The organism is Vibrio splendidus (assembly GCF_001557875.1).
Classification (GTDB): domain Bacteria; phylum Pseudomonadota; class Gammaproteobacteria; order Enterobacterales; family Vibrionaceae; genus Vibrio; species Vibrio splendidus_F.
This window is the reverse complement of the sequence record NZ_LNRF01000007.1, coordinates 1-26044: the sequence shown is the minus strand read 5'-3', so window position 1 is coordinate 26044 and position 26044 is coordinate 1. Positions and strand designations below refer to the sequence as shown.

Sequence of the window (26044 nt, the reverse complement as noted above, 5' to 3'; positions counted from 1 at the left end):
CTCCAAGTACGGGAAGTTAAATCAACAATTAAGCCGACATGTTCATTAGTAGGTAACTTTGGTAGACAACGAATGTTACGATTAACACGCCGCCTTCAATACGGTTCACGCTACGAGATTTCCCTAGTGCCATGACCACAAGCAGTAGCGATACGCCCAGCATTACCCAGAAGTCGCGACCCATCGCAAACTCGCTCAAAATCGAAGGGTTTAGGATGCCCGGGATACCCATAACAGCAAGGATGTTGAATACGTTTGAACCAATGATATTGCCCACGGCCATATCATCTTCACCTTTCATAACACCGGCTAGCGATGCTGCAAGCTCAGGCAGACTAGTACCTACGGCAATGATGGTTAGGCCAATCACAAGGTCGCTCATGCCAAAGTATTTCGCGATGATTACCGCATTATCAACCAGCATATCAGCAGCTAAAGGCAGAATGATCAGACCAATCACCACCCACATTGCGGCTTTAGGGTTGCTTACGCCCTCTGGGATTTCTGATTCTTGCTCGTCAAGGAAGGCATCACCGTTCTTTTTCTCACTGCGGCTGATTTGTAGCATGGCAAACAAGAAAGCGCCGAAAAGAACAAATAACAACACGCCTTCGTAGAAACCCAAATGGTTATCCCAAAGTAGTGCGCCAGCTAATAAAGTGACACCTATCATCAAAGGTAGTTCACGACGAATTACGCCTGAGCTGATTGATAGCGGTTTGATAAGCGCTGTAATACCTAAAATCAGTGCGATATTGGCAATGTTTGAGCCTAAAACGTTACCTACGGCTGTATCTGTTTTGCCATCAAGAGCTGCTGTGGCAGAAACCATCATTTCAGGAGCTGAAGACCCCATTGCTAAGATCGTCATACCGATAACTAGTGGTGAGATACCGAAGTTTCGAGCAAGAGCAGCTGCACCGTAAACCAGTTTATCTGCACTCCACACCAAAAAACCTAGACCGATAATAAGAAACGCAATCGCTTCAAGCATGATGATTCCTAAAAATTAATAAAAAACGGAGAATTAACCGCTAATTTTGACTTGTTGCTAGATAAAAGGGAAGTCACTCTACAAATTAATTACCAGTTAGTAGCAAAGAAATGTAGCTGAACAAAGAATTTCTCAATGCTTTCAAATCCCTGCCTTTGTTTCCTGTTTTTTATAATTAATTGAACAGTGCTTTTAATTCTAAAGTAGACTCATTATTATTGCAGCCATAATTGGCGTTTTTTAAAGCAAGGAAACAACAAAAACATGTTGAACACTGAGCTTGTGAAAGTTAAGAGCCTCAGCTTCTCACGCGGTGAGCGGGTTATCTTTGATGACATCAGTTTAGAGGTGCCTCAAGGCAAAATAACCGCAATCATGGGACCGTCGGGGATAGGAAAAACAACCTTGCTGCGTTTGATTGGTGGACAACTACCGCCAGATGAAGGCGAAATTTGGTTTGATGGCGACAATATCCCTGCATTATCACGTCGAAAGCTATATCAAGCTCGTAAGAAAATGAGCATGCTCTTTCAATCGGGTGCGCTTTTTACGGATCTCAATGTGTTTGATAATGTGGCATTTCCGTTGCGAGAGCACACTGAACTTAATGAAAAATTCATTCGTACCATCGTATTGCTTAAGCTTGAAGCGGTAGGCTTACGAGGCGCGGCACAATTAATGCCGAGTGAACTGTCCGGTGGTATGGCGAGACGAGCGGCGTTGGCTCGTGCGATCGCACTGGATCCAGAGCTTATCATGTACGATGAACCGTTTGTTGGCCAAGATCCAATAACTATGGGTGTATTGGTCGAGTTGATTCGTAATCTTAATCAAGCTTTGGGTTTAACCTCTATTATCGTTTCTCACGATGTGCCTGAGGTAATGAGTATTGCTGATTGGGTTTACTTGATGGCTGACGGAAAGGTTATTGCATCTGGTTCACCTGATGATCTGTACAGCAACAGTGATCCTCGAGTGCAACAATTTTTGCAAGGCGAAGCAGATGGCCCTGTGCCATTTAGATTCCCAGCAAAGAGCTTAGAAAAGGATTTGTTTTAATATGATTGTTAAAACTATTGCGAGTGTTGGTAAGCGCACACTTGCGGTCTGTGAGTCATTTGGTCGAGCAAGCCTAATGTTATTTGGGGCTTTATTTGGCATTCCGAGACTAAAAAACTTCCCTTTATTAGTTAAACAGCTTTATAGCGTTGGCGTTCAGTCATTGGCTATCATCTTAGTTTCGGGTCTGTTTATTGGCATGGTGCTTAGCCTGCAAGGTTATGTCGTGTTAATCGACTACGGAGCTGAGGGGAACCTTGGCCAAATGGTCGCGCTTTCATTGTTACGCGAGTTGGGCCCAGTGGTGACAGCACTACTATTTGCAGGCCGCGCAGGTTCAGCGTTAACGGCTGAAATCGGCTTAATGAAAGCAACGGAACAGATCTCTAGCCTAGAAATGATGGCTGTTGATCCTATTAAACGCATTATTGCGCCACGTCTTTGGGCTGGTCTTATCTCAATGCCACTGCTCGCTATGATCTTCATGGCGGTCGGGATTTGGGGGGCTCAGTTAGTTGGTGTTGATTGGAAAGGGATTGACCACGGTAGCTTCTGGTCTGCGATGCAGTCTTCAGTTGAGCTTGGCCGAGATATTGGTAACAGCATGATCAAATGCATGGTCTTCGCTATCACAGTCACTTGGATCGCACTTTTCAATGGTTATGATGCAGTACCGACTTCAGAAGGTATTAGTCAGGCAACCACACGCACTGTAGTGCACTCTTCTCTGGCGGTACTCGGGCTAGATTTTGTTCTTACCGCATTGATGTTTGGGAATTAATCATGCAACAAACTCGAAAATTAGAATTATGGGTCGGCACCTTTGTTATTGCCGGAATTTGCGCAATCTTAATCATGATCTTTCAAGTTGCTGACGTAAAAGGCATAGGTTCGAACCATACTTATAACTTAAAAGCGACCTTTGACAACATAGGTAGTCTAAAAGTTCGCTCTCCAGTAAAGGTCGGTGGTGTGGTAGTTGGCCGAGTTAAAAGTATTGAGCTTGATACTGAGAGCTATCTTCCTGTCGTTGAATTGTCTATTGATGCGAAGTACTCACAATTTCCAGATACCTCTAGTGCTCAAATCTTAACGTCTGGATTAATCGGTGAGCAGTACATCAGTTTGGTTCCGGGCTTTATTTTTGATGACGAAGAAATGTTGGTTGATGGTGATTCTATTGAAGACACCAAATCGGCATTAGTATTAGAAGATTTGATTGGCCAAGTGCTGTATAGCGTTGGTGGTTCTAATGACAGCGAAGCAAAGGAATAAGATGATGTTGAAAACTATTCGTCACTTGAAAGCTATTGGTTACTTGAAATCAATGTTTATGGCGGCAATGGCTTTACTTATTTCGGCTCAAGCTTTTGCTGCAGAATCGATTGATCGTACTCAGCCATACCAGATGATGACTCAAGTTGCGGAAGTTGCGTTTGAGCGTTTGAAGAGTGAACAAGACAATATCCACCAAGACCCTGAGTTATTGAAGGTCATCGTGGAAGAAGAGTTGATGCCTTATGTGAATGCTCAATATGCGGCACTTAAGTTATTAGGCCCAAACTTGAAAGGTGCGGATAGGAAAGACGTAGGTGTATTTATCGATTCATTTCGTAAATACCTAGTTTCTTCTTACGCTCAAGTGTTGACTCAATACACCGATCAGACGATTGAATTTGGCCCAGAACCAAAAATCAAAGCGGATAGCCGTATTACCAGTATCAAGGTCGATATCATTGATACGCCGCGACCAAACATTAATCTTGAATTTAAGCTACGTAAAGACAAGAAGTCGGGTGAGTGGAAAGCATTTGATATGGTTGCCGAAGGTATTAGCCTGTTGTCGAGCAAGCAATCGGAGTGGAATACTAAGATTCGTCAAGAAGGCATCTTACAAGTTGCTGGCGAGCTAGAGAAATTGGCAGCACAACCGATTCGTTTTGAGAGTAACAAATAATGAGCCATTCTCAATGGCAAGCACTAAGCTCTAAAGAATATCAACTGCTTGGTGATATAGACCGAGACAGTGTTCCTGCAATCTGGCGTATATTGGAAAAGTGGCAAACGACAGAATCGAGCGTTGAAATTGACCTTAGCCATATAAATCGAGTCGATTCAGCAGGAATGGTGATGCTAATTCACTTATTAGAGCATGCAAAAAATCAAAACTGTCATATAATGCTCAGTTTCGTGCCAGAACAATTACGAACGTTGTTCCAATTGAGCAATATCCAGCCAATGATGGCAGAACACATAAAAAATTAGGCAGGAGCTATTTGTGGACAGCACAAAAGTACAAGAATTATTAGCAGAGGCTCTAAACCTTCAGGAAATTATCGTGAAGGGTGAAGGCAGTCATTACGAAGTTGTTGCGGTTGATTCATGTTTTGACGGCATGAATCGAGTTAAGAAGCAGCAACTAATCTACGGCCCACTAATGGAATACATTCAACGCAATGACATCCATGCTCTTTCTATTAAGGCTTTCACGCCGGAAGAGTGGGAACGTGATAAGAAACTGATGTCACTTTAAGGTTTATGATGGAAAAGTTTCGAGTTATTGGATCGGATAAGCCGCTAAGCGGCGATGTGACGATCTCAGGCGCAAAAAATGCAGCGCTACCAATTTTATTTGCTTCAATTCTTGCTGAAGAGCCAGTGGAAGTAAGTAACGTTCCTCACCTACGTGACATCGATACTACGATGGAACTGCTTAAGCGTTTAGGCGCAAAAGTATCACGTAACGGTAGTGTTCATGTTGATGGTAGCGAAATTAATGAATTTTGTGCGCCTTACGATTTAGTAAAAACAATGCGAGCTTCTATCTGGGCTTTAGGCCCTTTAGTGGCTCGTTTTGGTGAAGGTCAAGTGTCACTTCCAGGCGGTTGTGCAATTGGCGCTCGTCCTGTTGATTTACATATTCATGGCCTAGAGCAACTAGGTGCGACCATTAAGTTGGAAGATGGTTATGTGAAAGCAAGTGTTGATGGCCGTTTGAAAGGCGCGCACATCGTGATGGACAAAGTAAGTGTGGGTGCCACCATTACTATCATGTGTGCAGCAACGCTAGCGGAAGGTACAACAGTACTCGATAACTCAGCGCGCGAGCCTGAGATTGTTGATACGGCTGACTTCCTAAACAAACTAGGTGCTAAGATCTCTGGCGCAGGTACAGATACGATTACTATCGAAGGCGTTGAACGTCTTGGTGGTGGCCAACACTCTGTGGTTGCTGACCGTATTGAAACAGGTACTTTCCTGGTTGCTGCTGCTGTTTCTGGCGGTAAAGTGGTTTGTCGCAACACCAACGCTCATCTTCTTGAAGCTGCCTTAGCGAAGCTTGAAGAAGCGGGTGCGAAGGTTGAAACGGGCGAAGACTGGATCAGCCTTGATATGACGGGTCGTGAACTGAAAGCGGTGAAAATCGTAACGGCACCTCACCCTGGTTTCCCAACCGACATGCAAGCACAGTTTACTCTGCTTAACATGATGGCGAAGGGCAGTGGTGTTATCACTGAGACTATCTTTGAAAACCGCTTTATGCACATTCCTGAGTTACAGAGAATGGGTGCAAAAGCGGAAATCGAAGGTAACACGGCTATCTGTGGTGAAACGGAAAAACTGAGCGGCGCTCAAGTAATGGCAACGGACCTTCGCGCATCTGCGAGCCTTGTTATTGCTGGCTGTATTGCTCAAGGCGAAACTATCGTTGACCGTATTTATCACATCGATCGTGGCTACGATAAGATTGAAGATAAACTGTCAGCCTTAGGCGCAAACATTACACGATTTAGTGAGTCGAACTAACCTAGGTTAGTGGATTAATGAATCAGTAAGATGAAAACATAAAAGTCGGAACCTTGGTTTCGGCTTTTTTATAGTTGTATTTACCGCAAGTAAATCTATTGCTCATTTTTGCGTGAATAGATGAATCAACTTGGCGGTCGGTGAGGAACAAAATGATAGCAATATTACGTATTTTCGCAGTGGCGATATTTGCGATTCTTATGTTTGTGTTTGGTTGTGGTTACTGTCTATTAAGTCCACGTAACCCGAAACACGTATTTACCTTTGGCCGTTATTTCGGTCGCATGTCGAAAATCTTCGGTATGAAACTAGAGCTTCGCATTCCAGAAGATGCCTACTCTCGCGGCCAGCACGTTTATGTGGCGAACCACCAAAATAGTTGGGATCTATTCACGATTTCATCAGCGGTAACGCCAAAAGTGGTGACGGTTGGTAAGAAAAGCCTAGTGTGGATGCCTCTATTTGGTCAGCTTTACTGGTTGACGGGCAACATCCTAATTGACCGAGCTAACCGTAGTAAGGCTGTGGGTACGATTGATCAGGTCGTGACTAGTCTAAAAGAGAGTGATGTTTCGGTTTGGATGTTCCCTGAGGGCACTCGTTCTCGTGGCCGTGGTCTGCTGCCATTCAAAACAGGTGCATTCCATGCTGCGATTGGTGCTGGCTTACCTATCATCCCTATCGTGTGCAGCTCAACAGGTGGCGTGAAGCTAAACCGTTGGAACAATGGTCACGTGATTGTTGAAATGTTGCCACCAATCAGCACTGAAGGCTACGACAAGTCTAATGTTCGTGAACTGGCTAACCTAGCTCGTGAGCAGATGGCCGCTAAGCTTGAAGAGTTAGACAAAGAAGTGGTTGAGCTTAATAAAAAGTAATTATCTAAGCCAAACAACAGACAATAAAAAAGGTTGCCAATTGGGCAACCTTTTTTGTATCTAATAAACATTCAGCATTACGCTAAGTCGTTTATTAGAGGGTGTTTAATCTAGAGATTAAAACCTATTTGCGAACCGCAATAGCTTCGATCTCGATACCTACATCTTTTGGTAGACGGGCTACTTCAACACATGAACGTGCAGGGTAGTTTGCAACGCCGTGCTCATCGAAGAACTTACCGTAAACTTCGTTTACTGTGCCGAAGTCGTTTAGGTCTTTAACGAATACTGTTAGCTTTACGATGTCTTTTACAGTTAGGCCTGAAGCTTCTACAACCGCTTTAACGTTGTCTAGAGATTGGCGAGCTTGCTCTGCGATATCAGCAGATACTTCACCAGTTGCTGGGTTTACTGGGATTTGACCAGAAGTCAGTACCATGTTGCCAAGGTCAACGCCTTGTACGTATGGGCCGATTGCAGCTGGAGCAGATTCTGTGTGAAGTACTTTAGTCATTGGTTTATTCCATCAGTTATTAGATAAAAATCAATTTTCAGTGTGCCTTCAAACTTTGGATAGGTAAAGAGCAAAATACCCCGCATAGGCGAGGTATTTGATAGTTTTTACATTCGGTCAGCGTTGCCGTATGGCGTTATCTTTCTGTCACGATCTCGCGAGAGAATACTTTTTCGCAATACTTACACTTTAATTGAATATCTTCTTTCTTTTCAAAGATCTTAAAGCTGCTTTCAACCGGTTCATTGTGAGTAATACAGTTGGTGTTTGGACACTCGAAAACATCGTTGATTTGCTCAGGAAGCTCTAGGGGGAGCTTCTTAACCACTTCGTAATCTTCGATTTGGTTCACTGTAGCATGAGGTGCGTAAAGAGCCAGCTTGCTCGCCTGTTCTTCGGTGATAAACACATTCTCAATCTTGAGTAGGTCTTTTCCGCCTAGTGCAGAGGACGGCAGATTTAGGCCAATCGTCACACGCTGATGAGAGTTGTGCATGTCGAACAGTTTTAGCACCTTGATCCCGATGTTGGCTGGGATATGGTCGATAACAGTACCGTTTCTGATTGCTTCAACTTTTAATTGAGTCTCTTTAGACATGATATCTCTCCTCTACAGCGTTTCGTTAAGAACAAGGGCTAGCAATGCTTCACGAGCGTAAACACCATTCTCTGCTTGCTGGAAGTAGTAAGCGTAAGGTGTTTTATCGACATCGACAGTAATTTCATCAACACGCGGAAGAGGGTGTAGAACCTTCAGGTTATCACGTGCATTCTCCAGCATTGAAGCGGTCAGGATGTATGCGGATTTGATGTGCGCGTATTCTGACTCATCGAAGCGCTCTTTTTGAACTCGAGTCATGTACAAGACATCAAGCTCAGGAATGACATCTTCCATGTCCGTCAATAGTTGGTACTTGATTCCCGCTTCATCAAGCTCTTCGCAAATGTAGTCTGGCATCGCTAGAGCTTCTGGCGCCACAAAGTAGAAACAGATGTTGTCGAATTTCGCTAGCGCTTGCGTCAACGAGTGAACGGTGCGGCCGTACTTAAGGTCACCAACGAATGCAACGTTTAGGTTGTCGAGGCGGCCTTGTGTCTCAGCGATAGAGAATAGGTCTAATAACGTTTGTGTTGGGTGTTGGTTTGCGCCGTCACCTGCGTTAATAACAGGTACACCGTTTGAGAACTCAGAAGCCAGACGTGCTGCGCCTTCTTGAGGGTGACGCATCACGTAAGCATCAACGTATGAAGAGATAACTTGTACCGAGTCCGCTAACGTTTCGCCTTTCTTTGCCAAAGAAGTGTTACCACCACTGTCGAAACCAATCACATCACCACCGATGCGTTGAATCGCAGTTTCAAAAGAGAGACGAGTTCGCGTTGAAGGTTCGAAGAAGCAACTGGCAACAACTTTGTTCTTGATGAGTTCTGGGTTTGGTTCAGCCTTTAGCTGACCTGCCGTTTGAACAATTAATTCTAGCTCTTCACGAGAAAGCTCTGGAATTGAGATGATGTGCTTTTGATAGAGCGAATTCGCCATGATCTTCTTCCCCACAATAATGTATTGGCCATAAAAAAGCCCCCCATAATGGGAGGCTTTAAAAAAGTGCTGAAAAGCAGAATAGACGGCCTGGTAAGCATCTTAGCTTACGAGCAATATTTGGTGTTTTCACAATATTATTATGTGTTATCACAATATTGGTTGGCGTCATTTTCACTACTCTCAGACAAATTGCCGAGAATTATACGCTTTCAATTTGTGAGCGCAAGCGATTACATCAAGCTTTTGTTTACTTTCAATATTCGCTATTGGCCCAGTGTCGCAACCATTACCGCTTTGATAGTGTGCATACGATTCTCTGCTTCATCAAACACAATTGAGTAATCCGATTCAAAGACTTCGTCAGTGACTTCTAAACCGTTCATTCCATACTTGTCTGCGACTTGCTGGCCGATTACGGTTTCATTGTTGTGGAAAGCAGGTAAGCAGTGCATGAATTTCACTTGAGGGTTACCAGTGAGCTTAATAACATCCATATTCACTTGGTAAGGCGTCATAACAGCAACACGTTCGTCCCAAGCTTCTGGCGCCTCGCCCATCGAAACCCAAACATCGGTGTAAAGGAAATCACAGCCTTTCACGCCTTCAGCAACGTCTTCTGTCAGCTTGATTTTGGCACCTGTACTTTGCGCGATAGCTTGGCACTCTTCAACGAGCTGCTCTTCCGGCCAAAAAGCTTTTGGAGCGACAAGGCGAATATCCATGCCCATCTTCGCCGCACCGACTAACAGAGAGTTACCCATGTTATTGCGTGCATCGCCTAGATAAGCAAAGCTTATTTGGTGCAGATGTTTTCCGCGACCATGCTCAAGCATAGTGAGGAAATCAGCCAAAATCTGAGTAGGGTGGAACTCATCGGTTAAGCCATTCCAAACAGGCACGCCCGCATAAGCGCCTAGGTCTTCAACAATACTCTGGCCAAAACCACGATATTCGATGCCATCGTACATGCGTCCCAGTACACGAGCCGTATCTTTCATTGATTCTTTTTGACCAATCTGAGAACCAGAAGGGCCAAGGTAAGAGACTTGAGCACCTTGATCAAAGGCGGCTACTTCAAAAGCACATCGAGTTCGAGTTGATGCTTTTTCAAAGATCAAAGCGATGTTTTTACCGTTAAGCTTTTTCTGCTCTGTTCCTGCATACTTAGCTTTTTTTAGATCGGCAGACAGATCGAGTAAAAACTGAATCTCTTTAGGAGTAAAGTCGAGAAGTTTTAGAAAGTTACGATTGCGAAGATTAAAGGCCATCTCTCGCTCCTTGCGAATATAGAATCAATGAATAACCCAGTTAAACATAAAAATGCTATATTTGTGAATATTTATTTTATTTATTTAATAAAAAAGGCCAGTAAATGAATACTGGCCTAGATAAGTTATTGAGTCCGTTTAACTGAGCTCTTTGACTTAGATACCATCTCTTTCTATAGGGCAGCTCATACAGCGTGCGCCGCCACGACCACGGCCTAGCTCGTTGCCAGGAATCGTTAGAACTTCGATACCCGCCTTGTCGTATTTCTCATTGGTGTAAACATTACGCTCATAACCGATCACTGTACCTGGTTTCACCGTCAGTACGTTGTTAGCGTCATTCCACTGTTCACGCTCAGCTTCGTAGTTGTCACCGCCGGTAGTGATGATCTTCAGTTGATCAAGGCCTAATGCGCCTTCAATCGCTGAGAGGTAGTTTTCAGCTTTTTCGACACGCATTTCGCCATTCTCTTTTGGCGTTAAGCGCCAAGTGTCTAGGTCTTTACGCACGATCTCCGGATAGACAGAGAAAGTATCGATATCCATGTGCGTCATCACCGTATCAAGGTGCATACAAGAGCGGTGTTTTGGTAAATCGATAGCAATCACTTCGGTTGCTTGACCCGAACGGAACAAGCTAGCCGCTAGGTTTTCGACACCTTGTGGCTTCGTACGCTCAGAGATACCAACTAGTACCGCACCTTTACCAATAACCAATACGTCACCGCCTTCAATATTAGCGTTGTCATAGTGCAGATCTTCATCACCAAAGTACTTAATGAAGTCTTGACCAGCAAACACTGGATGCCAGCGATAGATAGCACGTAAGTGGTTTGTTTCGCGTTGACGAGCCGGTTTCATCATTGGGTTTAGCGACACACCGCCATAAACCCAGCATGAGGTATCTCGCGTAAATAGGTGGTTCGGCAGTGGCTCGATAACGAAATCGAGTGGTCGATGCATTTTAGGCAGCATCGATGATGATTTGATAGGAAGCTCAGAGTAGGCCAAGCCTCCGAGTAAGATCGTTGCTAAATGCTCATTATCCATTTGAGCAAGGTAGTTTCTTAAGTCACGGGCAAAAGTCGGCCCATAACGGAAATCTGAGATTTGAGTATTCAGCAACCACTCACGAGCCTGAGATACGGCAAGCGTCTCTACGAGCAGGTCGTGCAGCAGTAGCACTTCTACGTCTTGGCTGCGCAGCGTTTCTGCAAAGGCATCATGTTCTTCACCAGCGGCTTCAACGGCAAGTACATCATCAAATAGAAGATCATGGCAGTTTGAAGGGGTGAGGTGGGTGAGTGCTCTTTCAGGTCTATTTAGGAGAACTCGTCTCAATTGACCGACTTCGGAGCCAACGTACAGCTTACTCATTTTGCATCCTTACTATTAATCCAGCGTCTATTTATGACAAGCTTGTCCGTAATATGCAAGTTTTGCAGATTGAGTTAATGCAAGGTATTTGGCTGATTATTGGTCATAAAACCTGTGGTTTTCAACTTTATACAGATTAAATTCCAATTAACTGGCTATCGAACGGAACAACGTTTTTGAGGATCTATGCTCAATTCATGGCTTGTTAGAATTGAATTTTGCTTATTAATCGTGATTTTTTATTCACTATTATGCACTTTTTGATAACAAGCTGAGGATTTATGCACCCCAAAAGCGGTTTAGCGTATGCACTTAACGTGACTAATCACGCAAGTTTTATTCAATAAGCCCTAAAGTGTCCATAAAAACGAAATGCTAAAATACACGTCAGTTAATAAAATGTTGAAAATTTGTTTCTGTGATTTTGATTTCACTTTTGAATTGATATTGGCTCAGCGATCTCGTGATAAACTTACCTTTCTAGGCTTGATCTGGGTGGCTTTTCTGGACGATCCGTGCCATATTTCGTGGCAATCAAATTTGATCTTTTCATAGTCAACACTCTGGAGCAGACACATGTCTCACGAAGATGAATATCTATCAGTAGCGGAATTAATTGAATTTCAAAAGGAAGAGACTCGCGACATCATTACAGCATTAATTGAAGATGGTAGCGATCCTGAAGCTCTATACGATATCGAGCATCACCTATTTGCTGAAGATTTCGATGTGCTTGAAAAAGCGGTTGTTGAAGCATTCAAAATGGGCTTTGAAGTGCTTGAAGCTGAAGAGACAGAAGACGAAGATGGCAATAAGCTGCTTTGTTGTGATGCAACGATGCAATGTACTCTGAATGCAGAAGCGATCGATGAGCAAGTTGAGAAGCTTGTGAACCTTGCAGAGAAGTTTGACATTATCTACGACGGTTGGGGCACTTACTACGAAGGTGAAGATGCTATCTACCCAGACGAAGATGATGAAGTCGAAGAGTAATTCTTTCCCAATTTTGAAAAATGCCAGCCTCGAGCTGGCATTTTTTTACCCTCAGAAAAATAAATGTCTTTATATGCATTCATTCATTATAATGCGGTCAAAATTGATCTAGCTCAAGGAATGATATGCGGTTGCTTCTCGATGGTCTTTGGCAAATTTCGCCACTGACGGATCTCTCTATCCCACAAGATGACATCACCTTTCCGGCTCCGTTAAGCTCAAAGCTCCCTGATAGCTTGAGTGAATACGAAATTGCAGAGCAAGAGTGGCATCTGATGCACGACATCGAAGTGGATGACGCTATGTTGGCGTGCCCACTTGTTGAGTTAGTGATGGCTGGGGTTGATTACTTTGCTGAAGTTCGACTTAATGGTGTGGCTGTGTTTGATTGTGATGGTAGCCAAGCTGAATACCGTAAAGATATCCGTCCTTATATGCAGTCTGGCCGAAACCGTTTCGAGATCCTTTTCCTTGAAGAAGAGGAGAGCTTATTACTTGAGGAGGATATGGATGATTCTATCTCTTCACAGGTTGTCGCTAAATCTGATTCGCGCATCGGGATTTGGCAAGCGCCATATCTGCAGTTCGTTCGAAACGTCAAGCTAGAGCAAGTAGTCACAGAGCAGATCTGGCACCATGGTGGTGGCTGTGAGTTTAAAGTGGATGTTATCTATCAAACGCTAAAGGCGGGGTTAGTATCGGCATCCATCAAGTTTAATGGTATGACACTCGTAATGCCGATCGATGTGCGCGCAGAACATACTGGCGTCGTGTTTCAGATTGAGGCACCTATCATTTTTGATATTGAGAATCCTAACCCTAAGCATCTATACCAATTAGAAGTGGTACTTGATGGGCAAGAGGAGAGTTCTTTTGTTGCCTTGAACCCAACTTCTTGCGTCAGTAACTTTCTACGCTAACTCCGTATATTTTTGCGCTAGCTTCTTTCGCTATAGCGGTGCATTCTGCTTATAACGACTTGGCCATGACAACCTCACAAGCGTCGTGGCCTGTCTCTCCCCAAGCTGAGTCAAGATGCTCAAACCCAAGCTTCTCATAGAGTTTGACCGCAGCACCTAAGCACTCCGTCGTTTCTAGATACATGTGTTGATAACCAAGTTGTTTGGCTTGCTTTAAGCTCAAAGCAACAATTCGCTTGGCTAGGCCGTGCCCTCGAGTTTGCGGTAAGAAGTACATCTTTTGTAGCTCACACACATTGGGTTTACCTGCTAGAGGGGCAAAGCCACCACCTCCGACGATCTTGCCGTTGTGTTCGATAACCCAGTACATTGCATTCGCTTGGCTATAGACAGAATACATATCATCGAGTGTTGGATCGGCCACGCCATAGCCTTTATCTTCGGTCAGTCCATGCTCAGCCGAAACTTGGCGAATGACTTCTGCTAATTGTTGGTTATCTGATTCTGTGAGTGGGCGTAATACAAACTCATCGGCTTGGCATACTTTCGTTAACCCTTTTAAGTAGCTCTCAAGCCCTTGCTTAAGTAGTTGTTGTTCGTTGTCATTGAGTGTCGAGAGTACTTTTTCAAAGAAGATGTTTTGCTGCTGGTCGAGTTGAGATAATGCATCAATACCTTGAGCGGTCAGAGCGACTAACTGGCTACGTTTGTCTGCTGGGTTCTCTAGGCTCTCAACTAAGCCAAGCTTGATCAGACCCGTGACAGTACGGCTAGCATTGGATTTATCTACGTTGAGTTGCTGTGCCAATTGGTTGATGGTGATTGGCTGCAACTGGATTTCACCAATAGTATGAGCTTGAACTGGAGTGAGGTTCACATCACCACACTGCTTATCAAGCATGCCAAGTAAACGAACCGTTTGACGAGAATAGTCTCTTAACTGTTGAGAATTCATAACGACTTACCTTTGGATTAAGAAATAAAGTTGCGTACCGCAATTAACTTAATTGCGGTACGCAACTTTGTCAATGGTAAGTTGAACTTGTTTTTCGAAGCCGGTTACTTCAATCGCTCAGTGAGCTTTAGATTAAGCGTGTTGATGTAAACAAAACTGAGTTTGTACTGTTTGGCTTTCAGCTTTTCGTAACCAGACTTTCTCGTGGAAGTAGTAAGCAACTGTATTCAAAGTTGGCTCTAGCAAAGCCATTACACCACCAATGAAGGCATCGCCAGTCAACAAGTAGACAACGGTAAAGGCAACACTAAAGTGGATGGTAGCAAAGCTTGCTGTTTTTAATTTGGTCATCCACTGACGAGCTTTAAGAGCAGGAACTTGAGCCCACGCCTTTTCATGAAAATAGAAGGCAACAGTATTCACTGAGGGCTCAATCATAGCGATTAAGCTACCAATTAAGATGTCGCCTGTTAGTACATAAGCGACACTAAATGCGATAGTAAAATGTAATGCAGCAAAGGTTAGTGTCTTTTTCATGATAATTACTCAATCGTTGTATTGTTTCGATAGACCTATTATTGAGAATTATTATCATTAAGTATAATGGGAAGTAGAGATTAATTTGATAGATGAAACCTATCAATAAGTGAGGCTAGATTGAGAAGCATTGGAATCAGAAGTATAAAAAAAGGCTGGTCACGAAGACCAACCTTTCTATTTAGAGCGAGAAGTTCGAAGCCTTCTCGTTCACTCGGTTTTAAAGCGCAGCGATGGTCGCTTTTTGCTCTTCAAGCTTCACAAGAGTCTCTTGGTAGCCTTCAAGCTTTTCACGCTCTTTCGCGATAACCGCTTCTGGTGCTTTAGCAACGAAACCTTCGTTACCTAGCTTACCTTCGATACGCTTAATCTCGCCGTGAGTTTTAGCTACTTCTTTATCTAGACGAGCAAGCTCAGCATCTTTGTCGATAAGACCCGCCATTGGGATCATTAGCTCAGATTTGCCAACCAGTTTGGTTGCACAAGCTGGAGTCTCTTCGCCATCAACTAGAACTTTAATATCGTCCAGCTTAGCTAGCGAAGTAAGAACGATCTTGTTTGCTTCGATACGAGCTGCATCTTTCTCATCCGCTACTTTGATCATTACTTCTAAGCCTTGGCTTGGTGCAATGTCGTATTCCGCACGTAGGTTACGGATAGCAGTGATGAAAGTCTTAACCCATTCGATGTCGTCAACGATCTCAGCATTGAAGTTAGCTTCATTAAACTGAGGAAGCGCTTGAGTCATGATTGTCTCACCTTCAACGCCATCTACTAGTGGCTTAACGCTCTGCCAGATAGATTCCGTGATGTAAGGAAGAACAGGGTGAGCAAGACGCAGAGTTTTCTCAAGAACCGTGATAAGCGTGTAACGAGTCGCTTGTTGCTGAGCTTCAGTACCCTTCCAAAGAACAGGCTTAGTTAGCTCTAAGTACCAGTCACAGAATTGGTTCCAGATGAATTCGTAAAGTGTGTTTGCTGCCATGTCTAGACGGTAGTTGTCTAGGTGAGCATTAAACTCTTTCGCTGCAATTTCAAACTGAGATTCAATCCACTTGTCTGCTAGAGAGAATTCCATGTTTGCACGGTCTTCTACAGACAGTGACATGCCACAATCGTGCTCTTCTGTGTTCATTAGTACGTAACGGCTTGCGTTCCATAGCTTGTTACAGAAGTTACGGTAACCTTCAAGACGCTTCATGTCCCAGTTGATGTCACGGCCAGTTGAAGCCATAGCAGCAAGAGTGAAACGTAGCGCATCAGTACCGTATGGTTCGATACCGTTTTCGAAAGTTTTACGTGTTGCTTTTTCGATTTTAGCAGCCAGTTTAGGTTGCATCATGTTGCCACAACGCTTCTCTACTAGCTCTTCAAGGCCGATGCCGTCAATCATGTCGATTGGGTCAAGTACGTTACCTTTCGACTTAGACATCTTATCGCCGTTTTCATCACGGATAAGACCCGTCATGTAAACCGTTTTGAAAGGTACTTGAGCTTTGCCATCTTCGTCTTTCACAAAGTGCATGGTCATCATGATCATACGAGCAACCCAGAAGAAGATAATATCAAAACCAGATACTAGTACTTCTGATGGGTGGAATGTTTTCATTGCTTCAGTGTTTTCAGGCCAGCCTTGCGTGCCGAACGTCCAAAGTGCAGAAGAGAACCAAGTATCCAGTACGTCGTCGTCTTGCTTAAGCACAACAACAGGTGCTAGGTTGTTCTTTTCACGAACTTCTTCTTCAGTGCGACCTACGTAAACTTTACCATCGTTGTCGTACCATGCTGGGATACGGTGGCCCCACCAAAGTTGACGAGAGATACACCAATCTTGCACGTCGCGCATCCACGCGAAGTACATGTTTTCGTACTGCTTAGGTACGAATTGGATCTCACCATCTTCAACCGCTTTAACTGCTGGTTCTGCAAGAGGTGCTGTACGCACGTACCATTGGTCAGTCAACATCGGTTCGATAACCACACCACCACGGTCACCGTAAGGGACTGTTAGGTCGTGGTCTTTGATCTCTTCAAGTAGACCAAGTTCATCGAATTCAGCAACGATAGCTTTACGTGCAGCAAAACGCTCCATGCCTTGGTACTTAGCAGGGATATCTGTTGAGTAAACATCGCTTTCTTCGCCGTTCGTTGTGAATACTTCAGCAGCATCACGGATATCAGCGTTGAACGTTAGGATGTTGATCATTGGTAGGTTGTTGCGCTTACCCACTTCGTAATCGTTAAAGTCGTGAGCCGGTGTGATCTTCACACACCCCGTGCCTTTTTCCATGTCTGCGTGCTCATCGCCTACGATAGGGATAAGACGGTTAACAACAGGAAGTAGGATCTCTTTACCGATAAGATCTTTGTAACGAGGATCTTCTGGGTTAACCGCTACGCCAGTATCACCAAGCATGGTTTCTGGACGAGTAGTCGCAACAACGATGTAGTCTTTACCATCAGCCGTTTTAACACCGTTCGCGAGCGGGTAGCGGAAGTGCCACATGAAACCTTTTTTGTCTTTGTTTTCAACTTCAAGATCTGAAATTGCAGTGTGCAGTTTAGGATCCCAGTTTACTAGACGCTTACCACGGTAGATTAGGTCTTCTTCATATAGACGAACAAACACTTCTTGAGTCGCAGCCGATAGGCCATCATCCATAGTGAATCGCTCACGATCCCAGTCTACAGATGCACCAAGGCGACGAAGCTGTTGAGTGATAGTACCACCTGACTCGCCTTTCCATTCCCAAATCTTGTCGATGAAAGCTTCACGGCCGTAGTCGTGTTTTGTTTTGCCTTCTTCAGCAGCAATCTTACGCTCTACAACCATCTGAGTTGCGATACCAGCGTGGTCAGTACCCACTTGCCAAAGGGTATTTTTGCCTTTCATACGTTGAGCACGGATAAGCGTATCCATGATCGTATCTTGGAACGCGTGACCCATGTGTAGGCTGCCAGTGACGTTCGGTGGCGGGATCATGATGCTGTAAGCTTCTTTTGATGTGTCACCGTGTGGCTTAAAGTAGCCTTTCTCTTCCCAAGTCTGATACAGAGCTTGTTCGATTGATGTTGGGTTGTATGTCTTTTCCATAGTGCTCTTAAACGGATACTGTGAATGGTTAATCGTGGTCAAACTTCATAAGTGAAGCTTCTTGAATCTAAATCCAAAGATAGCTTTAACTATGAGGTTTGACTATGGATGTTGAATCTCGATAGTTTGTAGCTGATATCCAGCCTGACGGTAAATTTTATACCTTTCTCGAGCGAGTTGCTTAGCTTTTTCTTCGCAAGGGACGAAGTCTATCACCTGAGCAAAGGCGTTCGCAAAGGTTGTATGATTATCGGCCAGATTAATTACTAGCTGACGATTCCAATTATGTTTTACGCTTTGATAGCCAATTTCGATGTTGGTTGAATACTTTGGGCCTTCGCCAACCAAGTTGTGCGCAATAAACTCACTGGATTCGACTTGCCAGAAAACTTCAGCAATACGCTCGGCATGTTCTTTGTCATTACAGTTGAGATAAAGTTTAGCGCCTTGTTTCGCAAAGTGCTGAGCAAGAAACAGCACATAGTGAGCAAAACCATCTTCGCTGGCTTGCGGGCTGTCTGAAGGCACAATGTAAAATGTAGCAGTCTGCATACTTAATACTCGAACTGAAAATCGTGGATATCAATGTTACTTGGTTAACAGGGACTAACAAATAGCGCTTATTAAAAAAGGGCCCTTAGGCCCTTTTTATTATTTTGAAGATTGCTCTTCAGTCTCTTGGCCGCTGCGGTTCAATAAGAATTGGACTAGCATTGAGACAGGACGACCTGTCGAGCCTTTCGCTGCGCCTGACTTCCAAGCTGTACCAGCACTGTCGATGTGTGCCCAGTGGTACTTCTTAGTAAACTTAGATAGGAAGCAACCAGCAGTAATTGTGCCGCCAGGACGACCACCGATGTTCGCCATATCAGCGAATGGGCTGTTTAGTTGCTCATGGTACTCGTCTGCCATAGGTAGACGCCATGCTCGGTCACTTGCTTGCTCAGAAGCATTAACAAGTTCGTGAGAAAGCGGGTTGTGGTTCGATAGAACGCCACTTATGTGGTGACCTAGAGCGATAACACATGCGCCAGTTAGCGTAGCAACATCGACAACACAATCGGGTTCAAAACGCTCAACGTAAGTTAGAGCATCACATAGAACCAAGCGACCTTCAGCATCAGTGTTTAGTACTTCAACCGTTTGGCCTGACATTGTCGTTAGGATATCACCTGGACGGTAAGCATTGCTGCCAGGCATGTTTTCACAACCTGCTAGGATACCAACCACGTTAATTGGTAGGTTCAATTTAGCCAATGCTTTCATTGTACCGAATACAGACGCAGCACCACACATGTCGTACTTCATCTCATCCATACCTTCACCAGGCTTAAGTGAGATACCGCCTGAATCAAAAGTCAGACCTTTACCTACCAGTACAATCGGTTTCGCATCTGGATCCGGAGCGCCTTTGTATTCCATGATAGACATCATTGATTCATTTTTAGAACCTCGGCCAACCGCTAGGTATGATGTCATACCCAGTTTTTCCATCTCTTCTTCGCCAATGATCTTAGTCTTCACTGTCTCGTAATCGTCAGCTAAACGACGAGCTTGAGAAGCAAGGTACGCAGGGTTTGCGATGTTCGGTGGCATGTTGCCTAGATCTTTAGACGCTTTTACACCTGAAGCAATAGCAAGGCCGTGAGAAATTGCTTTCTCACCAAGGCTCAGTTCGCGACGTGTTGGTACGTTGAATACCAATTTACGTAGTGGGCGACGAGTCTCTGGTTTATTGCTCTTGAATTGGTCGAATGTGTAAAGACCATCTTTAGTCGCTTCTACCGCTTGGCGAACTTTCCAATAAGTATCGCGACCTTTAACGTGCAGTTCTGTAAGGAAACATACCGCTTCCATAGAACCTGTTTCGTTTAGTGTGCTGATGGTTTTTTGGATAATTTCTTTGTATTGACGCTCGCCTAGCTCACGTTCTTTACCACAGCCTACCAGTAGAACACGTTCCGAAAGTACACCAGGTACTTGATGCAGTAGTAGCATCTGGCCAGGTTTACCCTCTAGATCACCGCGACGAAGCAGTGAACTAATGTAGCCATCACTAATCTTATCTAATTGCTCGGCTACTGGAGAAAGGCGGCGCGGTTCGAATACACCGACAACGATACATGCGCTGCGTTGCTTCTCTGGGCTGCCACTTTTTACACTGAACTCCATGCGTACTCCTACATCCTGAAGACAAATCGAACTAAATGTTAGATAATGGGTTCTTACTTGTTGGATCCTATAATGGAACTAACCTTAAAGAAGAACGCTAACACTTAGCTAAAAATTTAAAAAAATAAAAGGTTCAACGGGAAATTATAGTGATTCAATCAAAAAAACAAGTTTTGTATAGGTAATTTGAGCGTGATTATTGTTAGATATTTGATCCGCGAGACAATCAAGAGCCAATTTGCGATCTTTTTTGTTCTCTTTCTCGTGTTTCTCAGCCAAAAATTCATCAGTGTTTTAGCGGACGCCTCTGATGGTGATATCCCTGCAAGTCTAATATTGTCGATTGTTGGCTTAAATATGCCAGCGATGGGCTTGTTGATGCTTCCACTCAGTATCTATATTGGTATTTTGCTCACTTTTGGGCGCCTTTACGCTGAAAGTGAAATAGTGGTCATGAACGCCACCGGTATTGGTAATAAATTTCTGATCCAATCTGCACTTTACCTTGCTTTGATTACGGCGACAGTTGCTGCCTTTAACTCATTTTGGTTATCTCCTTGGTCACAAGACAAAGTTGAACAAATGTATGAAGAAGTGGCAGCGGAGAACAGCGTTGATTTATTACCGAAAGGCAAATTCGAAGGTACACCGGATGGTTCTTCTGTGGTGTTTATTGATGATATCGACGGTAATAAATTAGAAAATGTGTTCGTTGCTCAAATGCGCCCGCGCGATTCAGTACTGCCAAGTGTGATGTTCTCGAAGTCGGGAGATGTAAAAGAGCTCAGCGATGGTCGCCAAGTTATCGTGATGTACGATGGCACTCGTCATGAAGGTGTGCCTACACGCCTTGATTATATGGTGACACACTTTGAAGAATACGAAGGCCTGATCGGTCAACGTGAAGTTGAGAAGAAAGGTCGAGACTGGGAAGCCATCCCGACACTTGACCTTATCGGTAACCCGAATAATAGCGCGAAAGCTGAATTGCAATGGCGTATTTCTTTGGTACTTTGTATTCCATTGTTGACCATGCTTGTCGTGCCACTGTCTGCGGTAAACCCACGACAAGGTCGTTTTGCGAAAATCGGCCCAGCAATACTGATTTATCTCACCTATTTCTTAGCAATCAGTGCAACTAAATCTTCAATTGAAGAGGGGAGCATTCCTGCGGTAATCGGCATGTGGCCAATTAATGCGTTATTGTTATTTGTCGCGATTGGTGCAAACTTTATGGATAGCGTGCCAGTAAGGCGTTTGAAAGAAAAATTCAAGAATAAGAGGTTGGCTTAAGCCGTGTTTAAGATTCTCGATTTATATATAGGCAGAACCATCATCGCAACGACGTCACTGGTATTGGTGACGTTTGTTGGTCTCTCTGGGATCATCAAGTATGTAGAACAGCTGAGAAAAGTTGGCCGTGGTACATACGATCTATTACAAGCGCTGTACTTTGTTTTACTGAGTATCCCTCGTGATATCGAAATGTTCTTTCCAATGGCTGCATTGCTTGGCGCATTGATCGGGCTTGGTATGCTTGCTGCGAGTTCTGAACTGGTAGTTATGCAGGCAGCTGGTTTCTCTAAGTTAGATATCGGCCTATCGGTACTTAAAACCGCTATTCCACTGATGATCGTGGTGACACTACTTGGTCAGTGGGGCGCACCGCAAGCGCAGAAAATGGCTCGTGATCTAAGAACTATTTCCATTGCTGGCGGTAATATTATCTCGACGCAAAGTGGTGTTTGGGCTCGTGATGCGAATGACTTCATCTTCATTGTTAAAATCGATGATCAGAAGTTATATGGCATGAATATGTGGCGCTTTGATGAGAACAAGGCTCTAAAGACTGCTATTTACTCTGAGGAAGTGGATTACGTTGGAGATAACGTGTGGACTATGAAGAATGTAGAGATCACGTCTTTTGAAAACGAACTTCAAATTACCAAAGAAAGTTTACCAACTTATTCTTGGGAGACTTCTCTCGCTCCAGATAAGCTCGCGATAGTAACGGTTAAACCAGAAGAGTTGTCGTTAAGTGGGTTGTATGATTATGTTTCTTACCTCAAAGCTTCAGAGCAAGATGCATCACGTTATGAACTGGCATTATGGAGAAAGATAACTCAGCCAATTTCGATCGCAGTTATGATGTTGATGGCACTGTCATTTATCTTTGGTCCTTTGCGTAGTGTGACCATGGGGGCGAGGATTCTGTCTGGTGTTATTGCGGGCTTTACCTTCTATATATCCAGTGAGTTTTTTGGCCCTGTGAGTTTGGTTTATCAGATACCGCCCGCCTTCGGCGCAATAGCCCCGAGCGTGGTGTTCCTTGGAATTGCCATCATGCTCTTGAGGCGGAAACTGTAAATAGAAAAAGGAAGGCATAACGCCTTCCTTTTTTGATCTTGTTTGGAGCTAACTTAAATTGCGCTATCGTACTTGTGGTAACACAACGACTTCGGTCTTTGCCCAGATATCGTGAAAGCCACGCTTTTCAGGATCGAATGGAACACATAGGTTCGCTAATCCAAAACCTGATGTACCTAAACGAATCAGCGCCTGGGTCACAGTGATGGCTGAGCCGTCTTTGTTCTGAACGCGTAGCTTCCAAGCTCTCATGCCGAGAGTTTGACCCGCTCTTGTCCAGAAGAACACGAAGAAATATACCCAAACGACCACTAAGTAAAAGGTGTATGCAGAGCTCCAAATCGGATGGTTGGTTAAGAAGTCACTGACATCTGCATACCCGCTGTGGTTAAAAATACCCAGAGCCATGAGCGCGTGCAGTAGAGCGACAATGACGCCAGCCGCCAACATTTCAATAGCGATTACGATTAGAGCGTCATAGAACAAGGCACCAAATCGGCGCATGACTCCTGCTGGTGGCAGAGTGTTTGTTGATGTCATGTGTTATTACTTCTTTAAAAATTGAGGCGTCAGAATATAGTTTAAGGCTTAGCCTGAAAAGAGACATGACGCACAGCTTATGACTTAGTGGCGAAATTATCGGCAAACACACATGAATTCAAGTTTTTATACTTGCCACATCAGTTCGCATACGTATAATGCCAAACATCGAAAGGGCAATGCCCCAAGATAATGCCGGTATGGTGAAATTGGTATACACGACGGATTCAAAATCCGTTGCCTTCGGGCGTGGCGGTTCAAGTCCGCCTACCGGTACCAAACATAGAAAGGTCGCTTTTATAGCGACCTTTCGTCGTTTTGGACGTATGTAAATTTGAAATCCAGCGTGTCGGCTTGGATGCAAGCCCAGTCAAGTCGCCTACCGGTACCATATTTAAATGATAAAGCCTCGACGAAAGTCGGGGCTTTGTTGTATCTGGGGTATAGGAAGCGTTGCCTTCTCGGTGGCGACAAGAAGGCTTCTTTAATCAGACAGATCTTGATGTTTCATTCCTTAATCCCATAATTTCCCTTCGCTATTCGATCTGATAATGAATTAATCATCTTAAATCATGATGTTACCTGTCATTCTCTATTCTATTGTCTATGTTTAAAGGACTAACAGAGGAGAGAAATATGCTGACAGTAACCCCTTACTTATTTTTTGATGGCCGTTGTAGTGAAGCGTTGGATTTTTATCATAAATGTTTTGGTGGTGTGGTTTTATCGAAACAACTTTTCAGTGATGCACCACAGGTAATAGAGGGAGCTCAACCTGATTGGGTTATGCATGCTGAGTTCGAAGCGTTTGGTATGAAGCTGATGATGTCTGATGGCGTTAAAGCCAAGGAACTTGAAGGTAACAATCTCGCTCTGTCTCTTGTGACTGAAGATACCGCGACTCAAGAACAAATCTTTGAAAAGCTTAAGAAGGGAGGGCGGATAATGACTCCACTCGCCGATACGTTTTGGGGGGCTCGATTTGGCAAAGTAGAAGATAAGTTTGGTATACGCTGGATGGTGCACTGTGATTCTTTAAGTTGAACCTGTGAAATTGGATAGTGAAATTGCTGCTTGGTTTTATTAGAATTATAAATAGAGATTAATCATCAATATTATATATAAAAATGGGCAGCATAAAGATTACCGTAGATCGAATTCAGCCCGGTCTGCATATACGACTCCCCGTAAAATGGAATGAACACCCATTTTTATTCAACAGCTTTAAAATCAAAGATGACGCTCAAGTAAAAGTAATTCGACATCTTGGGATTAAGCACGTCTATATAAACCTGAGCCAAAGTGATACCTCGCCTCTACCTGTTAATCAAGTCAGTGAACAAGAAGTTGATATTGATTCACAGGTAAGCCTTGAAACGGAAAGAATGTGGAAAGATAAGCATGAGCGTATCGAAACCCTTAGCTCTTACCGCCGCAGGGTGAGTCATTGCGAGAGAGAGTTTGAACGTTCGCTTGCTCGAATGCGCTCTGTGATGACTAAGATCCGTAACAGACCTTTAGATGCGGTGGGGGAGGTTAAGGCTCTTGTTGATGATATCGTCGAAACCTTAGTGAGCGATGATAACGTTACCTTGCATCTTATGAATACTAAAGCGGATTTCGAAGACATTTACTTTCATACTTTAAATGTTTCGGTTGTCGCACTGATGATAGGTAAGGCCAAAGGCTATAATACACAACAATTGAAAGAGCTCTCCTTCGCAGCATTGTTTCACGATGTAGGTAAAATCAAAATACCAGTCGCGATACTAAGAAAGCAAAGCGCCCTGACAATACCTGAAGAGAACTACCTGAAGCTTCATACGAAATATGGTGTGGATATTGTTGCAGGAATTGATGACTTTCCTGAAAGTGCTAAAAAGGTGATCGCTCAGCATCATGAGATGAATGATGGTTCTGGTTACCCCGAGGGCTTAAAAGAACATGAGATTGATGAGTTTGCCAAGATAGTCTCTGTGGCTAATGCATTCGATAACCTTTGCCATGGTAAAACGCAATCTCAACAAATGATCCCGTATTTGGCGCTGTCTCACTTATATAAGAGCTGTAAACATCTATATAGCCAAGATAACTTGGGTCTGTTGGTTAAGTTCATGGGAGTGTATCCACCAGGAACCGTAGTACAGCTTTCAAATGATTCGATTGGGATTGTGATATCCGTTAACGCTAAGCATATGCTTTATCCAAATGTACTCATCTATGATCCTAGCGTGCCAAGAACTCAAGCCCCGATCATTGACCTCTTTATTAAAGAGATCAAAATCGTTAATGCCGTTCATCCAAGTAAGTTACCTGAACAAGTTCGAGAGTATCTAAACCCTAGGGCTCGTTTATCTTACTTTTTTGATAGTGGAGAGTAGTTATCCACAGGTTGTTGTGGGTAATTTGTTCGAAACTTGGGGTGAAAATGGTATAAATAAGCCCTTGGTTGAAATGTCGTCGCTTAACCTCTTTTTTTAATAAAAAACGCATTTATTGCTTGCCAATATAAGTGGCATCTCTATAATGCCGCCTCACTGACACGGCAGACGCCACAAGGCTTCAGCGAAGAATGTTAGTAAGGCAACTAGCTTTAAGCGATGATTCGCTTCTACTTTTAGAAAGTAGGAATGAATTCCAAATAAGTGTTTGACACTGAGAATTAAATCGCTAGAATGGCCGCCTCTTCCGAAGTGATGTAAGTCACAACGAAGAGAAGCTCTTTAACAATTTAAACCTATCAATCTGTGTGGGCACTCGTTGATGAATATCAAAACGTTATTGGTTCTTTTTCGAAAGAACGTAATAACAGTTACTTCGGTAACAAAATTGATTTCAATGAACTGAGTGACCAATACGTTTAACTACTTGTAGTTATTCGGCACAGTCAATTCATTACCATTCTGTTGGAATGGTAATAGCTTTAGAATTACATGTTCATGTTTACATGAATATTAGTTTTGAAGTCAGTATTCGTTGAGTCACAAAATCTTAAATTGAAGAGTTTGATCATGGCTCAGATTGAA

The 26044-nt window shown here is 43.7% G+C and carries 26 protein-coding genes and 1 tRNA gene; 15 read left to right on the top strand and 12 right to left on the bottom strand.

Annotated features, from left to right (window positions below):
• Positions 1-28 precede the first annotated feature (28 nt).
• Positions 29-994 carry a calcium/sodium antiporter gene (locus tag ATB74_RS15900; RefSeq protein ID WP_019821462.1) on the bottom strand — a complete coding sequence of 322 codons (966 nt, stop codon included), beginning with the start codon at positions 992-994 and terminating at the stop codon, positions 29-31.
• Between the two features lie 264 nt (positions 995-1258).
• On the opposite strand from ATB74_RS15900, the gene mlaF reads away from it, so the two are divergent.
• The 8 genes from mlaF to ATB74_RS15860 all read left to right on the top strand — a co-directional run bounded on the left by mlaF (position 1259) and on the right by ATB74_RS15860 (position 6738).
• Positions 1259-2053 (top strand): phospholipid ABC transporter ATP-binding protein MlaF, encoded by a 795-nt coding sequence (gene mlaF, locus ATB74_RS15895; RefSeq protein ID WP_060983512.1) that lies wholly within the window; start codon positions 1259-1261, stop codon positions 2051-2053.
• Position 2054: 1 nt separating this feature from the next.
• Positions 2055-2834, top strand: coding sequence for a lipid asymmetry maintenance ABC transporter permease subunit MlaE (gene mlaE / locus ATB74_RS15890; protein ID WP_061019132.1), 780 nt, complete (start codon positions 2055-2057; stop codon positions 2832-2834).
• Positions 2835-2836: 2 nt separating this feature from the next.
• Positions 2837-3328 (top strand): outer membrane lipid asymmetry maintenance protein MlaD, encoded by a 492-nt coding sequence (mlaD, locus tag ATB74_RS15885; RefSeq protein ID WP_061019131.1) that lies wholly within the window; start codon positions 2837-2839, stop codon positions 3326-3328.
• 52 nt (positions 3329-3380) lie between these two features.
• Positions 3381-4010: an MlaC/ttg2D family ABC transporter substrate-binding protein gene (locus ATB74_RS15880; protein WP_155645106.1), complete on the top strand. Its 630-nt coding sequence runs from the start codon at positions 3381-3383 to the stop codon at positions 4008-4010.
• Positions 4010-4318: an STAS domain-containing protein gene (locus ATB74_RS15875; protein ID WP_004735315.1), complete on the top strand. Its 309-nt coding sequence runs from the start codon at positions 4010-4012 to the stop codon at positions 4316-4318. The genes ATB74_RS15880 and ATB74_RS15875 overlap by 1 nt, the downstream gene beginning before the upstream one ends.
• A 13-nt stretch (positions 4319-4331) precedes the next feature.
• Positions 4332-4586, top strand: a complete 255-nt coding sequence (gene ibaG / locus ATB74_RS15870; RefSeq protein ID WP_060983509.1) for a BolA family iron metabolism protein IbaG — start codon at positions 4332-4334, stop codon at positions 4584-4586.
• 8 nt (positions 4587-4594) lie between these two features.
• On the top strand, positions 4595-5860 hold the full coding sequence (gene murA, locus ATB74_RS15865; RefSeq protein WP_060983508.1) for a UDP-N-acetylglucosamine 1-carboxyvinyltransferase: 1266 nt from the start codon (positions 4595-4597) through the stop codon (positions 5858-5860).
• Positions 5861-6012: 152 nt separating this feature from the next.
• Complete coding sequence (locus tag ATB74_RS15860) at positions 6013-6738, top strand: 1-acylglycerol-3-phosphate O-acyltransferase (protein ID WP_017058926.1); 726 nt, start codon at positions 6013-6015, stop codon at positions 6736-6738.
• A 124-nt stretch (positions 6739-6862) separates the two neighbouring features.
• Here the strand turns inward: ATB74_RS15860 and ATB74_RS15855 are convergent, their stop codons facing one another.
• The 5 genes from ATB74_RS15855 to arcA form a co-directional block, all read right to left on the bottom strand.
• Positions 6863-7252: a RidA family protein gene (locus ATB74_RS15855; protein WP_004738682.1), complete on the bottom strand. Its 390-nt coding sequence runs from the start codon at positions 7250-7252 to the stop codon at positions 6863-6865.
• A 136-nt stretch (positions 7253-7388) separates the two neighbouring features.
• A complete protein-coding gene (gene pyrI / locus ATB74_RS15850; protein WP_061019130.1) occupies positions 7389-7850 on the bottom strand; it encodes an aspartate carbamoyltransferase regulatory subunit in 462 nt (153 codons plus the stop codon).
• 12 nt (positions 7851-7862) lie between these two features.
• Positions 7863-8792, bottom strand: coding sequence for an aspartate carbamoyltransferase (gene pyrB, locus ATB74_RS15845; protein ID WP_012604860.1), 930 nt, complete (start codon positions 8790-8792; stop codon positions 7863-7865).
• 266 nt (positions 8793-9058) lie between these two features.
• Positions 9059-10063 (bottom strand): ornithine carbamoyltransferase, encoded by a 1005-nt coding sequence (locus tag ATB74_RS15840; protein WP_061019129.1) that lies wholly within the window; start codon positions 10061-10063, stop codon positions 9059-9061.
• Between the two features lie 156 nt (positions 10064-10219).
• On the bottom strand, positions 10220-11440 hold the full coding sequence (gene arcA / locus ATB74_RS15835; RefSeq protein WP_019821481.1) for an arginine deiminase: 1221 nt from the start codon (positions 11438-11440) through the stop codon (positions 10220-10222).
• A gap of 576 nt (positions 11441-12016) precedes the next feature.
• Here arcA and rraB point away from each other — a divergent pair.
• Both rraB and ATB74_RS15825 read left to right on the top strand, forming a co-directional pair.
• Positions 12017-12433, top strand: coding sequence for a ribonuclease E inhibitor RraB (gene rraB / locus ATB74_RS15830; RefSeq protein ID WP_061019128.1), 417 nt, complete (start codon positions 12017-12019; stop codon positions 12431-12433).
• 125 nt (positions 12434-12558) lie between these two features.
• Positions 12559-13353 (top strand): glycosyl hydrolase 2 galactose-binding domain-containing protein, encoded by a 795-nt coding sequence (locus tag ATB74_RS15825; protein WP_061019127.1) that lies wholly within the window; start codon positions 12559-12561, stop codon positions 13351-13353.
• Positions 13354-13402: 49 nt separating this feature from the next.
• Here the strand turns inward: ATB74_RS15825 and ATB74_RS23885 are convergent, their stop codons facing one another.
• The 5 genes from ATB74_RS23885 to pepA all read right to left on the bottom strand — a co-directional run bounded on the left by ATB74_RS23885 (position 13403) and on the right by pepA (position 20111).
• Positions 13403-14308: a bifunctional helix-turn-helix transcriptional regulator/GNAT family N-acetyltransferase gene (locus ATB74_RS23885; RefSeq protein WP_081090133.1), complete on the bottom strand. Its 906-nt coding sequence runs from the start codon at positions 14306-14308 to the stop codon at positions 13403-13405.
• Positions 14309-14440: 132 nt separating this feature from the next.
• Positions 14441-14845: a DUF2061 domain-containing protein gene (locus tag ATB74_RS15815; RefSeq protein ID WP_060983502.1), complete on the bottom strand. Its 405-nt coding sequence runs from the start codon at positions 14843-14845 to the stop codon at positions 14441-14443.
• Positions 14846-15065: 220 nt separating this feature from the next.
• Positions 15066-17939 carry a valine--tRNA ligase gene (locus tag ATB74_RS15810; RefSeq protein ID WP_061019126.1) on the bottom strand — a complete coding sequence of 958 codons (2874 nt, stop codon included), beginning with the start codon at positions 17937-17939 and terminating at the stop codon, positions 15066-15068.
• A gap of 102 nt (positions 17940-18041) precedes the next feature.
• Positions 18042-18491 (bottom strand): DNA polymerase III subunit chi, encoded by a 450-nt coding sequence (locus ATB74_RS15805; protein WP_061019125.1) that lies wholly within the window; start codon positions 18489-18491, stop codon positions 18042-18044.
• Positions 18492-18590: 99 nt separating this feature from the next.
• Positions 18591-20111 carry a leucyl aminopeptidase gene (gene pepA, locus ATB74_RS15800; protein WP_017058936.1) on the bottom strand — a complete coding sequence of 507 codons (1521 nt, stop codon included), beginning with the start codon at positions 20109-20111 and terminating at the stop codon, positions 18591-18593.
• A gap of 192 nt (positions 20112-20303) precedes the next feature.
• Here pepA and lptF point away from each other — a divergent pair, with 192 nt between their 5' ends.
• Positions 20304-21404, top strand: coding sequence for an LPS export ABC transporter permease LptF (lptF, locus tag ATB74_RS15795; RefSeq protein WP_048659253.1), 1101 nt, complete (start codon positions 20304-20306; stop codon positions 21402-21404).
• Positions 21405-21407: 3 nt separating this feature from the next.
• Positions 21408-22478: an LPS export ABC transporter permease LptG gene (gene lptG / locus ATB74_RS15790; protein ID WP_060983499.1), complete on the top strand. Its 1071-nt coding sequence runs from the start codon at positions 21408-21410 to the stop codon at positions 22476-22478.
• Between the two features lie 63 nt (positions 22479-22541).
• Here lptG and ATB74_RS15785 read toward each other — a convergent pair whose 3' ends face one another.
• Positions 22542-23018 carry an RDD family protein gene (locus ATB74_RS15785; RefSeq protein ID WP_060983498.1) on the bottom strand — a complete coding sequence of 159 codons (477 nt, stop codon included), beginning with the start codon at positions 23016-23018 and terminating at the stop codon, positions 22542-22544.
• Between the two features lie 194 nt (positions 23019-23212).
• On the opposite strand from ATB74_RS15785, the gene ATB74_RS15780 reads away from it, so the two are divergent.
• The 3 genes from ATB74_RS15780 (at position 23213) to ATB74_RS15770 (ending at position 25399) form a co-directional block, all read left to right on the top strand.
• Positions 23213-23297, top strand: a tRNA-Leu gene (locus ATB74_RS15780).
• A gap of 357 nt (positions 23298-23654) precedes the next feature.
• The gene (locus ATB74_RS15775) at positions 23655-24062 is read left to right on the top strand and encodes a VOC family protein (protein ID WP_048605864.1); all 408 of its coding nucleotides are present in this window, start codon (positions 23655-23657) and stop codon (positions 24060-24062) included.
• An 83-nt stretch (positions 24063-24145) separates the two neighbouring features.
• Positions 24146-25399 carry an HD-GYP domain-containing protein gene (locus ATB74_RS15770; protein ID WP_061019124.1) on the top strand — a complete coding sequence of 418 codons (1254 nt, stop codon included), beginning with the start codon at positions 24146-24148 and terminating at the stop codon, positions 25397-25399.
• The last annotated feature ends 645 nt before the right edge of the window (positions 25400-26044 follow it).

Excerpts from the sequence above, each read along its gene's own strand:
- ATB74_RS15900 (WP_019821462.1), bottom strand. The coding sequence starts at position 994 with ATGCTTGAAGCGATTGCGTTTCTTATTATCGGTCTAGGTTTTTTGGTG.
- mlaF (WP_060983512.1), top strand. The coding sequence starts at position 1,259 with ATGTTGAACACTGAGCTTGTGAAAGTTAAGAGCCTCAGCTTCTCACGC.
- mlaE (WP_061019132.1), top strand. The coding sequence starts at position 2,055 with ATGATTGTTAAAACTATTGCGAGTGTTGGTAAGCGCACACTTGCGGTC.
- mlaD (WP_061019131.1), top strand. The coding sequence starts at position 2,837 with ATGCAACAAACTCGAAAATTAGAATTATGGGTCGGCACCTTTGTTATT.
- ATB74_RS15880 (WP_155645106.1), top strand. The coding sequence starts at position 3,381 with ATGTTTATGGCGGCAATGGCTTTACTTATTTCGGCTCAAGCTTTTGCT.
- ATB74_RS15875 (WP_004735315.1), top strand. The coding sequence starts at position 4,010 with ATGAGCCATTCTCAATGGCAAGCACTAAGCTCTAAAGAATATCAACTG.
- murA (WP_060983508.1), top strand. The coding sequence starts at position 4,595 with ATGGAAAAGTTTCGAGTTATTGGATCGGATAAGCCGCTAAGCGGCGAT.
- ATB74_RS15860 (WP_017058926.1), top strand. The coding sequence starts at position 6,013 with ATGATAGCAATATTACGTATTTTCGCAGTGGCGATATTTGCGATTCTT.
- ATB74_RS15855 (WP_004738682.1), bottom strand. The coding sequence starts at position 7,252 with ATGACTAAAGTACTTCACACAGAATCTGCTCCAGCTGCAATCGGCCCA.
- pyrI (WP_061019130.1), bottom strand. The coding sequence starts at position 7,850 with ATGTCTAAAGAGACTCAATTAAAAGTTGAAGCAATCAGAAACGGTACT.
- pyrB (WP_012604860.1), bottom strand. The coding sequence starts at position 8,792 with ATGGCGAATTCGCTCTATCAAAAGCACATCATCTCAATTCCAGAGCTT.
- ATB74_RS15840 (WP_061019129.1), bottom strand. The coding sequence starts at position 10,063 with ATGGCCTTTAATCTTCGCAATCGTAACTTTCTAAAACTTCTCGACTTT.
- arcA (WP_019821481.1), bottom strand. The coding sequence starts at position 11,440 with ATGAGTAAGCTGTACGTTGGCTCCGAAGTCGGTCAATTGAGACGAGTT.
- rraB (WP_061019128.1), top strand. The coding sequence starts at position 12,017 with ATGTCTCACGAAGATGAATATCTATCAGTAGCGGAATTAATTGAATTT.
- ATB74_RS15825 (WP_061019127.1), top strand. The coding sequence starts at position 12,559 with ATGCGGTTGCTTCTCGATGGTCTTTGGCAAATTTCGCCACTGACGGAT.
- ATB74_RS23885 (WP_081090133.1), bottom strand. The coding sequence starts at position 14,308 with ATGAATTCTCAACAGTTAAGAGACTATTCTCGTCAAACGGTTCGTTTA.
- ATB74_RS15815 (WP_060983502.1), bottom strand. The coding sequence starts at position 14,845 with ATGAAAAAGACACTAACCTTTGCTGCATTACATTTTACTATCGCATTT.
- ATB74_RS15810 (WP_061019126.1), bottom strand. The coding sequence starts at position 17,939 with ATGGAAAAGACATACAACCCAACATCAATCGAACAAGCTCTGTATCAG.
- ATB74_RS15805 (WP_061019125.1), bottom strand. The coding sequence starts at position 18,491 with ATGCAGACTGCTACATTTTACATTGTGCCTTCAGACAGCCCGCAAGCC.
- pepA (WP_017058936.1), bottom strand. The coding sequence starts at position 20,111 with ATGGAGTTCAGTGTAAAAAGTGGCAGCCCAGAGAAGCAACGCAGCGCA.
- ATB74_RS15785 (WP_060983498.1), bottom strand. The coding sequence starts at position 23,018 with ATGACATCAACAAACACTCTGCCACCAGCAGGAGTCATGCGCCGATTT.
- ATB74_RS15775 (WP_048605864.1), top strand. The coding sequence starts at position 23,655 with ATGCTGACAGTAACCCCTTACTTATTTTTTGATGGCCGTTGTAGTGAA.
- ATB74_RS15770 (WP_061019124.1), top strand. The coding sequence starts at position 24,146 with ATGGGCAGCATAAAGATTACCGTAGATCGAATTCAGCCCGGTCTGCAT.